The organism is Paenibacillus rhizoplanae (assembly GCF_042684125.1).
In the GTDB taxonomy this organism is placed as follows: Bacteria; Bacillota; Bacilli; order Paenibacillales; family Paenibacillaceae; genus Paenibacillus_AQ; species Paenibacillus_AQ rhizoplanae.
In genome coordinates, this window is the sequence record NZ_JBHUKY010000068.1 from 96,983 (window position 1) to 110,080 (window position 13,098).

The following is a 13,098-nucleotide window of genomic DNA, read 5'->3' on the forward strand; positions in this document are numbered from 1 at the left end:
ATGAAGTATGCCGAGGCAGACGCTGGAGCACCGGTGATTACCGAAGTTGTATCCAGAGTGGAGGACCGGTTCTGTACGCTGCGCTGGCGCTGGCCGGACGGTGTACAGGCGGTATATATTCATAAGGCCTCTGCGGAGGCACCGGACAGTCAGGAGCATCCGCCCCCGGGCATGAAGCTCTATACGCGTGAAGAGTACAAAGCGAATAACGGGTACCGGGACCGGCTGGACGAGATCGGGATGGTGGCTTATACCATTTACGTGCGGCTTAGCGGTAATGGGGAGACGCTGCTGGTCCGCCAGCAGGATGGCGGTAACCGGGCGCTCGTCAGCGCGGGCAAAGCGAGGATCTACTACGCGGTCCAGCACAAAAAAGGGTTGTTCAGCAAGCTGAAAACCGTGCAGATGACGATTACTGCCGAGGTGCCGGTGCCGAAGGAAGTGCTCTGCTACGTCAAAAAGCGGGATGCGCACCCATCCTCCAAGGAGGACGGCGCAAGGTTCCCGTTCGTCCAGGACTTCGCTCCCGGGCGCAACCAGCTCCCGCCGATTGAGGTCGGCAAGGACGACTTTATCCGTATTTTTTTCACCGATGGGCCTAAATACGGGACGTATTATGAGCTGGTTCCCGAGTGAGCGGGAGCAGCATACCGGGTGCTGACACAACCCTGAGGAGGATGAGAGATGTCTTTTTTTAGCCGTTTCATGAAGAAGAATCAGCCCGCAGCGAGGCCGCTGTATTACGATATTGTCTGCCCGTTCTGCTTCACGCGCTTTGAGCCGGAGCAAGTGGTGTTCCGGGCCATGCACAGCCGTGAGGATGATGAGAATTATGCGCTCGGTGAGGATGATCTGCTGAATAAATACCGGGAGCGCTTCGGCCTCGATACGGTGGATGATATGGAAGCGGTTCTGCAGCCGGCGGATATCCCGGAGGAGTACCATCATTATACGGACCATGTGCTGACCGGGCTCACCGACCGCTACGGGGTGATGACCCGCAGACGGCTCTGTCCGTCCTGCCATAACGAGCTGCCTGTAACGGCCGGCAAGGTGCCAAGCAATATTATCTCGATTATCGGGGCTTCCCAGGTCGGGAAGTCTGTCTATATGACCTCGCTGATCCATACGCTCCAGCATACAACGGCAGGGCATTTCGACGCAGCCTGTATGCCGCTGAATGCCGAGATCAGCCGCAAATTCCGCACCCTGTATGAGGAACCGCTGTTCGAGCGGGGGGATCTGCTGGCGTCTACCCAGAAGGAGAAGATGCAGGAGCCGTTTATTTTCCAGTTCGTGTTCAAGGATGAATCCAAGCCCCCGCTGACGCTGGTGTTCTTCGATGTAGCCGGTGAAGGCATGGTCGATCAGGATTATCTGGGCCTGCACGGCCAGCATATCAAGAACTCCGCAGGGATTCTGTTCATGGTCGATCCGCTGCAGATCCGTTCCGTCCGGGAGAAGATCCGCATTAATTTCGGTGACCGCCCAGGGGAGTGGGTATCGCAGTATGATGAGCCGCGTGATGTGGTGCTGACCATGTTCGGTGATTTCATCGCTTATCAGGAGAAGAGCAAGACTGAGATTCCGACCGCAGTCGTCTTGGCCAAAAGCGATATGCTCCACTCCCTCAAGGATGAGGATGGCGACTATATCAAGTCGAACAGCAATGTGTTCAACAACTATGTGCACCGCAAAACGCTGAACCTGGACGAGTTCCACAACATCGACGGTGAAATCCGGCGCTTCATTGAGAAGGTAGACCGTCCGTTCAAGGATACGATGGATGTTTATTTTGCCAATACGGGGTATTTCGCCGTGTCTGCGCTGGGCAGCAATCCGGTCAATCAGAAGGTGGAAGGCGTGGTCAGTCCGATCCGGGTCGATGAGCCGTTCATCTGGCTTCTGCACAAGCTGAATTATATTGAGGGGAGCGACGGGCCGTGAACAGATTGTCAGGGTCCATGATCACCCAGCAGATGTATACCCGCGAGCGCCGCGGTGTATACCGTTCGACAGAGGGCTTCGATACGGTGGCGAAATCGGAGAGTCTCGATAATAATTTTGTCAAAAAAATCCTGCACCCCTTCTGCCTCTACGATGCCCCGGCTGAGCTTACGGCACGCGGCGAGAAGGATGAGGAGCTGTATCCGGCTGCGCTGCATCTGTTCCATACGGAGAGCAACGAGACAGTGATCGGAGAGAGCCGTTATCTGGCGGCGGATTTCACGGGGCAGCGGAGCGCTTTTTTTGCCCATAATTTCGTGGTGCCGCCTATCCGCTCCGAAGAGATTGTCGAAGGGTATGGAAGCTGGCTGCACGCGGGGGTTGCCCGGAGCTATGAGGGGGAGCCTGGCGGAACCCTGCCTGAGCTGGAGTCGATTCCCGTGGCAACCCGTTCGCTGGACGAGCCGTCAGATCCGCGTACGGTGCTGTCCGGTCTAGGATTCACAGAAGTGCTGTTCAAAGCCCTGCTGCAGGCGGTGATGCTGTCCGTAGCCGGGAAGAAGAAAATCTATGTAGCGCTGGATGTGCCCATCAGTGAGTTGTCGCAGCATGCGGTCCGGCTGACGGAGGTCATCTTCGCTGCGCTGCCGTATGACTTCCGCCGCAGGCTGGGAGTGATCACGTATGCCAAGGAGCCGCAGAGCCGCAAATATATTCACCTGACCTTCGTGGAGAAGGGCTCTCTGCGTCCGGGCGACCGCAATATCGAGAAGGATTATATCTTCGATCTGGCAGGTGCAAGGTTTCTGAATACCGACTTCGGCGAGTCGCGGCAGATCTATGCCGATCTGGCCTGGAAGACGCTGGTGGAAAAGGGCGGAAGCCTCCGTGATTTCGCTAAGTTTGCCGACAGCCTGCTGCTCGGGGAGAGTGCGGACCGCAAGCTGTCGCTGGCGCTCTACAATGAGCTGGCGGTTTTTTATGAAATCGAGCAAGGCAACGAAGCCTTATATACAGACAACAAGAATGCTATACTCGGCGGCCTGCTGTCCTATCTGAAGCCGGAGGGGAAGCTGGACTCGCGGGTGCGGCTGAATGATATGTTCCTGGAGCGGTTCGACCGCGAATATGATCTGATCCGTAAGAAGGGGATTCCGTCAGTGGAGATCCTGGAACTGTTCAAGTCGTATTACGCGCTGCCGGGCCATAATTACCGGGTGAAGATCGTCGATTACTTCATCAACGGGATGCTGAACTGCCAGTCCGGTGGCCGGGAGGATGTGCTGGCGGCGGCTTACGGGATTATTGAGAGCAATGCGGAGCTTAGTGAGGCGTTTTTCAAAAAAGTGCTGTCGCAATCGCTCTTCCGCAGAGCGCTGTTCGAGCCGTATCTGGAATCCCGGCTGGCGGCCGCTGCCGGAACGGCAGATATCCTCCGCCTCGTGGGCCACTTCGGCCGGAGCCTTCCAGAGGTGCTTCAGCAGGCAGCGGTACGGGATACCTTCAAGGAATATCTGCTGGAGAAGCTGCAGCGGGAGTCCGATCCGGTATCGGCGGTAACATCTGTTCATGAAGCGGTTCAGCAGGCAGAGAAGCAGCGCCGCAGAGGCGGCGTATACCCGGAGGCCTTGTCCGTTATGGAGGAGCTGGGCACGGTTGCCGACCGCTTCCTGTTGAACCGGCTTTCGCTGGACGAGCTGACGATGGAGCAGCTGCTGGAGATCTCGTTCTTGCGTTACCGGGATACGGCAGACTGGCAGCCGCCGCTCGACGCGATTGCGAAGCGCAAAGCGAATGCGCTGCGCGCAGCCTACCGCTGGTTCGGGGAGGAGTCGCCGGACGAGGAGATTTTTGCCGGACTGACGCCGCGTGAGCTGGACGATGTGCAGCTGCTCGGTGCGCGGTGGCTGAAGGAAGCGAGGAGCCTTGAGCCGTTCGACCGGCTGCCGCTGGCCTTCTATCACAGCAGTGAACGTGAAGGCGGGCCGCTGGATTATGATGCGCTGCTGGATCTGGTTGCCCGCAAGGCGGGCAATGATAAGGAGGCGGTGTACCGGTTCCTGGACTGGTCGCAGCATAGCTGGCTGTTCGCAAGCTCTGGCAAGAAGCTGTGGCCGAATTACAAGCGGGCCGTGCTGAGATACTTCCTGAAGAGCGACCGCGAGGCATTCAAGAACCGTGAATTCCGCAAAACCCATCTCGACACAGCAACGCCTGCTATGCAGACTGTCTACAATGAAGCCCGCGCCCAGCTGGCTTCGCCGCTGGCGCGGTGGGTCAGCCGCAGCCGATTTCAAATCCTGATCTCAGGGAGCATCCTCGGGATCATTCTGATTGCGGCGGTTATCCTGCTGAGCCAGCTAGGGGGACGCGGCAAGGATACAGCTGCGCCGGTGGCCAGCCCCAGCCCGCTTCCGGCAGTGACCGGACAAGCCGCTGTAGCGGCCCCGGTCTCTGTCCGGCTTATCGGCGGGAATAGCAGCGGTGATGTAGGAACTGGCGGGAACGTGGATGGAGGGGCAGGAAGCGGAGAAGCGGGAAAGAATAACGGCGTTAAGCTATTGTTCAGCTTCACTGATGCGGCGGAATGCTCCGCCTTCAAGCCGGAGCGGATTGGCGTGGAGTCCGCCAGCGGCGTTACGGACTACGAGGTTAAGGCAACGGTTAACAGTTGCCAGGTTGCAGCAGGCGCCGGAGTAGACGGCGATGCGAAGGGCGAGACAGGCGCCGGAGTGGATGGCGATGCGAAGGGTGAGACAGGCGCCGGAGTGGACGGCGGTGCGAAGAGTGAGGCAGGCGCCGGAGTGGACGGCGCTGCAAAGGGTGAGGCAGGCGCCGGAGTAGACGGCGATGCGAAGGGTGAAACAGGCGCCGGAGTGGACGGCGATGCGAGCGGTGAAGTGGGCGCCGGAGCGGACGGTGGCGCGGACAGTGGAGCCACCGCCTCTCCAGCGGCGGCGGGGACTCCTCCGTCACGCGTATACGAGGTGACGGTGGAGCTTTCAGCCGGCGCGAAGCTGGCGGCAGGTGATATGATCACCGCTGGAAGATACTCGCTGCAGCTGGCGGCAGATCCGGGCAGCGCCCCGGAAGCTACAGCCACCGCCGCGCCTAGCACGGAGCCATCCGCTTCCGCAAGCCCGGAAGCGGACGCGGAATAACACAGCGGCCATAAGCAGGCCGCGTAAGCTTGTAACTAATGTGATCGGGTAACATTGCTTACAGAGATAGGTGTACTCTATACAACTAAAAACAGTGAAAAGGAAGGCATACCTCCCCTAAGTGTATTCCATACAACTAATTTTGCTCGAATGGGCGAAAAGCTGGGTACAGAAGCATTTTAGGTGTACGAAATACAGCTAAAAGTACATTTGGTGGTAAATCAGACGATTTAGTTGTACAGATTGCATTTAAGAATAACGTTTGGAGCTAGAATAGCACCTTAATCGGGGTACGGCAGAGCCTCAGCAAGCGAGGGGATTAAATTAATGCTGATTAGTTTAAACCTGATGAACGACTAGCTGCTCGATTGTACTTTGTACACTAGAATGAGGCATATTGAGCCTTATATGGTGTTCTGTTGTATTCGGTACATTAGATTTTGGGAATTTGGCCCGGCGGAGGGGTAGTTGCCACAATCGATTGTATGAAATGCAGCAGAATGCGTTATACGCCGCTTTTACACGAATTCTAATGTACATAATACAATCGCCTGCTGCCCTGTCTCCGCTAGTACCGCCAACGTCTTAATTAACAGCAGAAGAATGACTCCATAGTCCTGAATAGTACGATGTGCCGGGGGAGCGGGCATGTGCTGTTCAGGATTTTTGTGCAGAATGGGCTGAGCCTTGGGGGAGCTGGAATAGATATAGCTTGTCTATAGACATACAGGGGAATAGTCGATATGATGGTTTGAGAATATTATAATTTAATAAGCTTGAGGAAAAGGTGCAGTTTGCCTTAGAGACCGCGCGCTGTCGCTAGCAGATGCTGGCAGGGCTATGTCTAATAGAGGAATCTGCTTAAAAGGGAAGCCCGGTGCAAGTCCGGCGCGGTCCCGCCACTGTAAATACGGAGCAACTCCTGAGGAGCCACTGTCTGCTAAGCGGATGGGAAGGCGGGGGAAGCGGTGAAGTATGAGCCAGGAGACCTGCCTTTTTCGTTGTTGTTTCTATTCTTCGGGGGTAAGAATGTGGAAGCAGATGCTGATATTGGCGAGGGCTGTATATTGCTGCATTGTATGTAATGTGGGAGAGCAATCGACTCCTTCAGCCGCCCTGTATTGTATTCTTCCCCGGCCGCCCTGCACAGGGCGGTCTTTAGGTTGTCGCTCTATTTGCGGAGGAAGCAGGATTCATCCATTCTATTTCAGGAAAGAGGTTAGTTATGAAGAACCATTCTCTATCATCCAGGTTCACACGGCTGGGACTTGCTGTGGTTATGCTGTTCGCAATGCTGGGAGCAGCCGTAGCCCCGGCAGGACAAGCTGCTGCTGCACAGGCAGGCGGGACTTCCGCACCAGCGGTATCCGCTCTGCCCGCAAAAGAGGCAGCCAGCGTAACCGCTGCAGTCTATGCTACTGCGGAATTCATGCTGAAGAACGGAGTCCAGTCGGACTGGCAGGCAATTGGCCTTGCGCAAGCGGGCTATAAGGTTCCTGTCAGCTATCTGAAGGCGCTTGAAGGTAAGGTGAGTGAGGCTAAGGGTGTTTTTGCCAGAGCTACGGACTATGCCCGGATTACGCTTGCCGTTAAGGCACTGGGCGGCGACCCGGCGAATGTGGCAGGCTATAACCTGATCGAGAAGCTCTACAATCACGATGCAATTACCGGCCAGACGCTGAATAATCCAGTCTATGCCCTGCTGGCTCTGGATTCCGGCAGCTATACGATCCCGGCAAATGCAAAATGGACACAATCTAAGCTGCTGGCAGAGATTCTGGCAAAGCAGAACCCGGACGGCGGCTTCACCCTGACTACGGGTGCGAGTGATCCGGACATGACAGCGATGGTGCTGAACGCACTGGCTGGACACAAGCAGGAAGCAGCAGTGAATACTGCCGGTCAGCGGGCAGCAGCCTGGTTGTCTAAGGCACAGGACAAGAACGGCGGATATGGCGACAGTAGTGAGAGTGTAGCTCAGGCCATTATCGGTCTGTCTGCCTTCGGCATTAATCCGGCAGGAGCAGATTATACCAAAGGCCAGATTAATCTGGTCAGCAAGCTGATGAGCTTCAGCGCAGCTGATGGAGGATTCGTCCACACTGCGGGCGGCAGCTCCAATGCTCTCTCTACGGAGCAGGCACTGGAGGCTATGGTAGCGTACCAGCTGTTTGGTACAGGCGGTAAGCTCTTTGATTTTAGCGGCACACCAGTGAAGAATCCTCAGGTAAGTGTCTCGGTTACTGTTGAAGGTCCGAATGGAACCTTGGCTGAGGGCAGCGTGTACGCCGGCAATGTGCTTAAGGCACTGGAAAAGACAGCAGCAGCCAAGCGCCTGGCCCTGGTCAATGAAGCAGGCAATTATGTGACGGGGATCGGCGGCGTGATTGCGGGTACTTTTGGCGGATATGATGGCTGGATGTATGTGGTTGCACGCGGCGGAGCATGGATCTATCCAAGTGTAGGGATGGGCGACTTCGCGCTGGAGGAGAATGACCGCATCGTGGTCTATTATGGCGGGGACAACACGCAGGTGGTTGATGCCGTAACGGTGACTCCCGCACAGCCGCAGCCTGGACAAGATCTGAAGGTGCAGGTGAACCAGAAGAAATGGGTCTGGAATGAGGCGACCTTCACCTCCGATCCGGTAACCTCACCGGCAGCAGGCGTACAGGTAACTATCGGCGGAAAAACAGCAGTTACAGATGCTGCGGGCGTGGCTGTTGTGGCCGGCGGCTTGACAGCGAATAAATATACCCTGACGGTTACGGGATATCTGAAGGATAAGACCCCTGCCATCGTGCGTCATACGGTCCCGGTAACGGTGGCTTCTGCGGCGGCGGACCGTCCTGCTTTTGGCGATGTGAAGTCGATCTCGCCTTGGGCGCTGGAGTCGGTATACACGGCGTATGACCGCAAGCTGATGAACGGTGTGAGTGAGGGCAGCCTGCTGTTTGCACCGAAAAAGAATATTACCCGTGCTGAATTTGCAGCGCTGCTGCTTCGTTTAACCGGCAACGAGCCGTCTGCGGCGGCTTCCGCTGGGGCCTTCAGTGATGTTAAGGCCGGTACATGGTATTATGGAACAGTGAACCGGGCGAAGGAGCTAGGAATCATCAGCGGCGTGACGGCCACGACGTTCAAACCGGACGGACTGGTTACGCGCCAGGATATGGCTGTGATGATGGTTAGAGCTTTTAAGCTGGATGCGGCATCAGCTGGAGCAGGGGCTGGTAAGTTCAGCGACGAAGATAAGATCAGTGACTATGCATTGTCCGCTGTCCGTACGGTGACGGGACTTGGATATATGAGCGGCACCGGGGGCGCATTCGAGCCTTCCGCTGTGGTAACCCGTGAGATGGCTGCTGCTGTGGCGGTTAGATTGCCATAGTTCTTAGTTGGAGTTGGGAGCAGACAGTACTGCACGCTGGGGCCGACGATAAGTGGATAAATGACATCTAATTTGGCTGGATTTGCTGCAGAGCGGGAGCTAGTTGGATAAATGACACTTATTCAGGTCTGAAGCTGCAGAAGGATGAGGTATGGGCAGAATTAGATGCCTTAATTCCAACTAATTTCTGTACAGATGCGTAACCGGGAGAATTAAGTGTAGAAAATCCAACTAACGCACCCGTGCCGATGAGCCGTTGAGGCGTATAGGGTTGCCTAAGCGCTGGAGGCTCGTTAGATGGGCGGATTTGGTTGGAATTCGTTTGGATATGTGTTGAAAAGTAAGCATAAGGTGTATGAAGGAACGGGGAACAGGCTGACTGCCCCCGTTCTTTTCCCTTTTTGTGGAGGTGTGCAGGTAATGTTCAATCTATTTAAAATGGGCCGTGGAAGGCTGGCTCCGCTGCTTCTCCTGCTGATGGTATTGCTGCTCCCCGGCTGCTCCTCTGCGCAGCCGGATCAGGCAGGCGGCGGCCCGCAGCTGCCCGCCGGGACCCCGGCCGCGCAGACGCCGCGGCCTGGAGACGAAGCGGCTCCGCTGCCGGGAGTCGCTGAGGGCACTGCCGTACCATCCGCCCCTGCGGAAGGTACGGCAGCTCCAGCGCAGGCGGGCGCGAGCGAGCCCGCCAAGCCCCCGGCGTCGCCAAGCGCAGCCGCGACGCTGCCTTCGGCGGGCACAAGCGAGCCCGCCAAGTCCCCGGCGTCGCCAGGCGCAGCCGCGACGCTGCCATCGGCGGGCGCAAGCGAGCCCGCCAAGCCATCAACGGCGGCCACACCCAAGCCGCCGACCCCCAAGCCCGCTCCGGCGGCTACGGCCAAGCCGCCAGCCGCAACGCGCTCCCCGGCCGCTACACCCAAGCCGGACAACGTGGTCACCCTCTCCATTACCGGAGATGAGGAGCATGGCGTGATTCTGGCTGCCGCCCAGTATGAGCTCAAGAAGGGCGAGAGTGTGCTGGAACTGCTGAAGCGGATTACGCGGGGGCAGAAGATTCAGATGGAATATCAGGGCCGCGCAACATTTGCTTATGTGGAAGGTATAGATAATTTATACGAGGGTGATCACGGGTCAGAGAGCGGCTGGATGTACAAGGTGAATGGAGAATTTCCGTCCAAGGCTGCGGGCAGCTGGATCGTGGAGCCCGGGGATACCATCGAGTGGCTGTATACGCTTGATCTAGGCAAAGACCTGGGGGCCAAAGCGCCATGAGCAGCGGCTTCCGTTCCATGCATCCTGTAGTAGCCCTGCTGTATTATGCAGGGCTGCTGCTGTTCGCCCTGCTGGTTTTCCATCCGTTATTTCTGGCTACAGAGATAGCCGGACTGCTGGCGTTGCTGCTGTTGCAGGGCCAGGGGCGGCTTCTTGCGCGCAGCTTGCCTTTTATGCTGCTGATGGCAGCCTCAGTAGCCTTGCTGAACCCGCTGTTCTCACATCGAGGGGCGCATATTCTGTTCTACTGGCTGGATCAGCCTATTACACTGGAAGCTGTGCTGTATGGACTGATGATGATGACTATGCTGCTTACTATTTTTATCTGGTTTATATCCTACAATTACACGGTGACTACAGATAAATTCATGTATCTGTTCGCGGCGGCTGCGCCGAGAACGGCGCTGCTGACGCTGATGGCCATCCGGTTCGTGCCGTTGTTCCAGCGGCGGCTGCGCCAGATTACCATGATCCAGCGTCTGCGCGGGGTAGATACCGGTACGGGAAGCCTTAAGAAAAGAATGATAGACGGAATGACGCTGCTCAAAGTGCTGCTGACCTGGTCGCTGGAGGAAGCCCTCCAGACTGGAGACTCCATGACAGCCCGCGGCTACGGCAGCACCAAACGCAGCACTTACACGATATACAAGGCCGATTCGCAGGATAAGCTGGTGATGCTGCTGTTAACCGTTAGCGGTGTGGTTACGCTGCTGTTCTGGGTGCAGGGCTACGGCAAGCTGGAGATCTATCCCCGGATGAGACCGGCGGACTTCGGCTGGCAGGAGGCCGTCATGTACGGCAGCTTCTGCCTGTTCGTGCTCATTCCTGCGGGGCTGGAAGGAAAGGAGAAATGGTTATGGAGATCCTCAAAGCACAGCAATTATCCTTCAGATACCCTGAAGAAGACAAAGACACACTCCATGAGCTATCGTTCGTCATAGGAGAGGGTGAATTTGTCGTGCTCTGCGGCCCGTCCGGCAGCGGAAAAACCACCCTGCTGCGCCATCTGAAGCGGGAGCTCGCCCCGGTAGGTTCAACCAGCGGAACTTTGACCTACAAAGGGCAGCCGCTGTCCGGGCTTCCGGCAGCGGTGGCCGCCGGGGAGATCGGGATGGTCTTCCAGAACCCGGATGCACAGATCGTGATGGATACGGTCTGGCATGAGCTGGCCTTCTCCATGGAGAACCTGGGGCTACCGCCTGCTGTCATGCGGACCCGGCTGGCGGAGATCTGCGGCTTGTTCGGGCTGGAGCCGTTGCTCTATCGTCCGGTACATGAGCTGTCAGGCGGACAAAAGCAGCTCATGAACCTGGCTTCAGTACTGCTGCTTCAGCCCAAGGTGCTGCTGCTGGATGAGCCAACCTCCCAGCTTGATCCTGTTGCTGCGCGGGAATTCATTATGGCGCTGCAGCGGCTTAACGAGGAAATGGCGGTCACTGTGATCATCAGCGAGCACAGGCTGGAGGAGGTGCTGCCGCTGGCAGATCGTGTGCTGATGCTGGAAGACGGCAAGCTGCTGGCAGATGCTGCTCCCCGCCTGTTCGCCCGGCAGACCGGCAGCGGGGCCTTGACCTCTGCTGCGCGTTACTTGCCAGCCGCCGCACGCCTCTATTTGTCTCTGTCCCCGGAAGCGGATTCGGCTGCGCCGGAGAATATTCCGCTGACCGTGCGTGAGGGCAGACGCTGGCTGCATTCCCTGATGGCAGGTACGGACGCTGCCGCAGGCGCTGAACTGGTTAATAACTTGAATAGTCCGGAAGCACCAGCTCCCCTAACTTCCCGCATACTATCTGCTCCAGGGGCGTCTGTACCTCCAATCCCCGCCGCATCGTCACTGCTTACCTGCCGCGAAGTGACCTTCCGGTATGAGAAGGAGGGCAGGGAGGTCCTGAAGAAGCTCTCGCTGACGCTTAACCAAGGCGAGTTCCTGGCAGTCATGGGCGGGAACGGTGCGGGCAAGTCCACCCTGCTGCATGTGCTGAACGGGCTGATGAAGCCGCAGCGCGGCAAGATAGAGCTGACCAAGGGCAAGACAACAGGTCTGCTGGCGCAGAATCCGCTGCTCTATTTCAGCTATGATACGGTGGCCGAGGAGCTGGAGCACATGGGCAGCTACGCCGGGTTATCTCCTGAGGCAACAGCAAGCCGGATTGAGGCTTTGCTCGAAGTGTTCCAGCTCCGGGAGGTGCTGCAGAGTCATCCGCATGACCTCAGCGGCGGGCAGCAGCAGCAGACCGCTCTGGCCATGATGCTGCTGATGAATCCGGATGTTCTGCTGCTGGATGAGCCGACCAAGGGGCTTGATCCGGCAGCCAAAGACAGGCTGGCCGCCTTGCTTCAGCAATTACGCGGGCAAGGGATCAGTATTCTTATCGTAACGCATGATGTAGAGTTCGCAGCGAAGCATGCTACGCGCTGTGCGCTCTTGTTTGACGGGGGAATTACGGCAGAGGGCACACCCGCTGAGTTCTTCAGCAGCAATTACTTCTATACCACGGCAGTCAACCGGATGGTGCGGGACTGGCTGCCGCAGGCATTGACCATAGAGGATGTGATTCACACATGGCCCGTTTCCGCATACCGCTGCTAGTTGCCCTGGGACTCTTCACCGCCGGGCTTGCGCTTACCGCAGCATTCACTGACCGGCATTATGTGCTGCTTAGCGTGGTGCTGCTGCTGGCCGCTCTCCTGCCGCTGTTTATCCGTTTGGAGCGCCGCCCGCGCAAGTCCCGTGAACTGGTACTGCTGGCTGTGTTGTCCGCTATTGCTGCGGTCAGCCGGATTCCTTTTGCCGCGTTGCCGGGGGTCAAGCCTGTGTCAGCCGTTGTCATCCTCTCGGCTTATGTCTTCGGGGCAGAGGCGGGGTTCGTCATCGGAGCAGTCGCTGCGCTGGTCTCCAATATTTACTTCGGGCAAGGGCCGTGGACGCCATGGCAGATGTTCGCCTGGGGCATGACCGGACTTACAGCCGGGTGGCTGCGGAAGAGTTGGCTATTGCGCCGGCGCGCCGGGTTGCTGGTTTTTGGCTTCATCTGGGGGTTCCTGTTCGGCTGGATTATGAATATCTGGGTCCTGCTCAGTCTGCCGGATGCCTTTAGCTGGCGGCTGGTTGCCGTTACGTTTGCTGCAAGCTTTTATTTCGATCTGGCCCATGCCTTGTCGAATGTATTCTTCTTAGCGGTGCTGGCCGGAGGCTGGACCAAGGTGCTGCAGAGATTCCGCAAGAAATATGGCTTGCTTCAAGAGTGAATGGAATTATAATTAATAGATATCGCTCTGCCAAAACGATAATTTTCTTCTTTTTTCGACAAATTTCTTAGCAGGGCCATC

8 protein-coding genes and 1 riboswitch are annotated in these 13,098 nt (G+C 57.2%); all 8 genes read left to right on the plus strand.

Annotated features, from left to right (window positions below):
- The 8 genes from ACFSX3_RS26725 (at position 1) to ACFSX3_RS26760 (ending at position 13,017) form a co-directional block, all read left to right on the plus strand.
- Positions 1-636, plus strand: a complete 636-nt coding sequence (locus ACFSX3_RS26725; RefSeq protein ID WP_209992152.1) for a beta-mannanase — start codon at positions 1-3, stop codon at positions 634-636.
- A 48-nt stretch (positions 637-684) separates the two neighbouring features.
- Positions 685-1,947, plus strand: a complete 1,263-nt coding sequence (locus ACFSX3_RS26730; RefSeq protein ID WP_209992151.1) for a hypothetical protein — start codon at positions 685-687, stop codon at positions 1,945-1,947.
- A complete protein-coding gene (locus ACFSX3_RS26735) occupies positions 1,944-5,108 on the plus strand; it encodes a GAP1-N2 domain-containing protein (protein ID WP_209992150.1) in 3,165 nt (1,054 codons plus the stop codon). The genes ACFSX3_RS26730 and ACFSX3_RS26735 overlap by 4 nt, the downstream gene beginning before the upstream one ends.
- Before the next feature lie 818 nt (positions 5,109-5,926).
- A riboswitch (cobalamin riboswitch) is annotated at positions 5,927-6,119 on the plus strand.
- Positions 6,120-6,333: 214 nt separating this feature from the next.
- Entirely contained in the window at positions 6,334-8,499 is a 2,166-nt protein-coding gene (locus tag ACFSX3_RS26740) for an S-layer homology domain-containing protein (RefSeq protein WP_209992149.1), read from the plus strand.
- 420 nt (positions 8,500-8,919) lie between these two features.
- Positions 8,920-9,768: a DUF4430 domain-containing protein gene (locus ACFSX3_RS26745; protein WP_209992148.1), complete on the plus strand. Its 849-nt coding sequence runs from the start codon at positions 8,920-8,922 to the stop codon at positions 9,766-9,768.
- Positions 9,765-10,709, plus strand: coding sequence for an energy-coupling factor transporter transmembrane component T (locus tag ACFSX3_RS26750; protein ID WP_209992147.1), 945 nt, complete (start codon positions 9,765-9,767; stop codon positions 10,707-10,709). The genes ACFSX3_RS26745 and ACFSX3_RS26750 overlap by 4 nt, the downstream gene beginning before the upstream one ends.
- On the plus strand, positions 10,625-12,358 hold the full coding sequence (locus ACFSX3_RS26755; RefSeq protein WP_209992146.1) for an ABC transporter ATP-binding protein: 1,734 nt from the start codon (positions 10,625-10,627) through the stop codon (positions 12,356-12,358). Before ACFSX3_RS26750 ends, ACFSX3_RS26755 begins: the two co-directional genes overlap by 85 nt.
- A complete protein-coding gene (locus ACFSX3_RS26760; protein ID WP_209992145.1) occupies positions 12,331-13,017 on the plus strand; it encodes an ECF transporter S component in 687 nt (228 codons plus the stop codon). The genes ACFSX3_RS26755 and ACFSX3_RS26760 overlap by 28 nt, the downstream gene beginning before the upstream one ends.
- The last annotated feature ends 81 nt before the right edge of the window (positions 13,018-13,098 follow it).

Bases quoted from the DNA above. Each gene is read 5' to 3' on its own strand.
- ACFSX3_RS26725 (WP_209992152.1), top strand. From the start codon at position 1: ATGAAGTATGCCGAGGCAGACGCTGGAGCACCGGTGATTACCGAAGTT.
- ACFSX3_RS26730 (WP_209992151.1), top strand. From the start codon at position 685: ATGTCTTTTTTTAGCCGTTTCATGAAGAAGAATCAGCCCGCAGCGAGG.
- ACFSX3_RS26740 (WP_209992149.1), top strand. From the start codon at position 6,334: ATGAAGAACCATTCTCTATCATCCAGGTTCACACGGCTGGGACTTGCT.
- ACFSX3_RS26745 (WP_209992148.1), top strand. From the start codon at position 8,920: ATGTTCAATCTATTTAAAATGGGCCGTGGAAGGCTGGCTCCGCTGCTT.
- ACFSX3_RS26750 (WP_209992147.1), top strand. From the start codon at position 9,765: ATGAGCAGCGGCTTCCGTTCCATGCATCCTGTAGTAGCCCTGCTGTAT.
- ACFSX3_RS26755 (WP_209992146.1), top strand. From the start codon at position 10,625: ATGGAGATCCTCAAAGCACAGCAATTATCCTTCAGATACCCTGAAGAA.
- ACFSX3_RS26760 (WP_209992145.1), top strand. From the start codon at position 12,331: ATGGCCCGTTTCCGCATACCGCTGCTAGTTGCCCTGGGACTCTTCACC.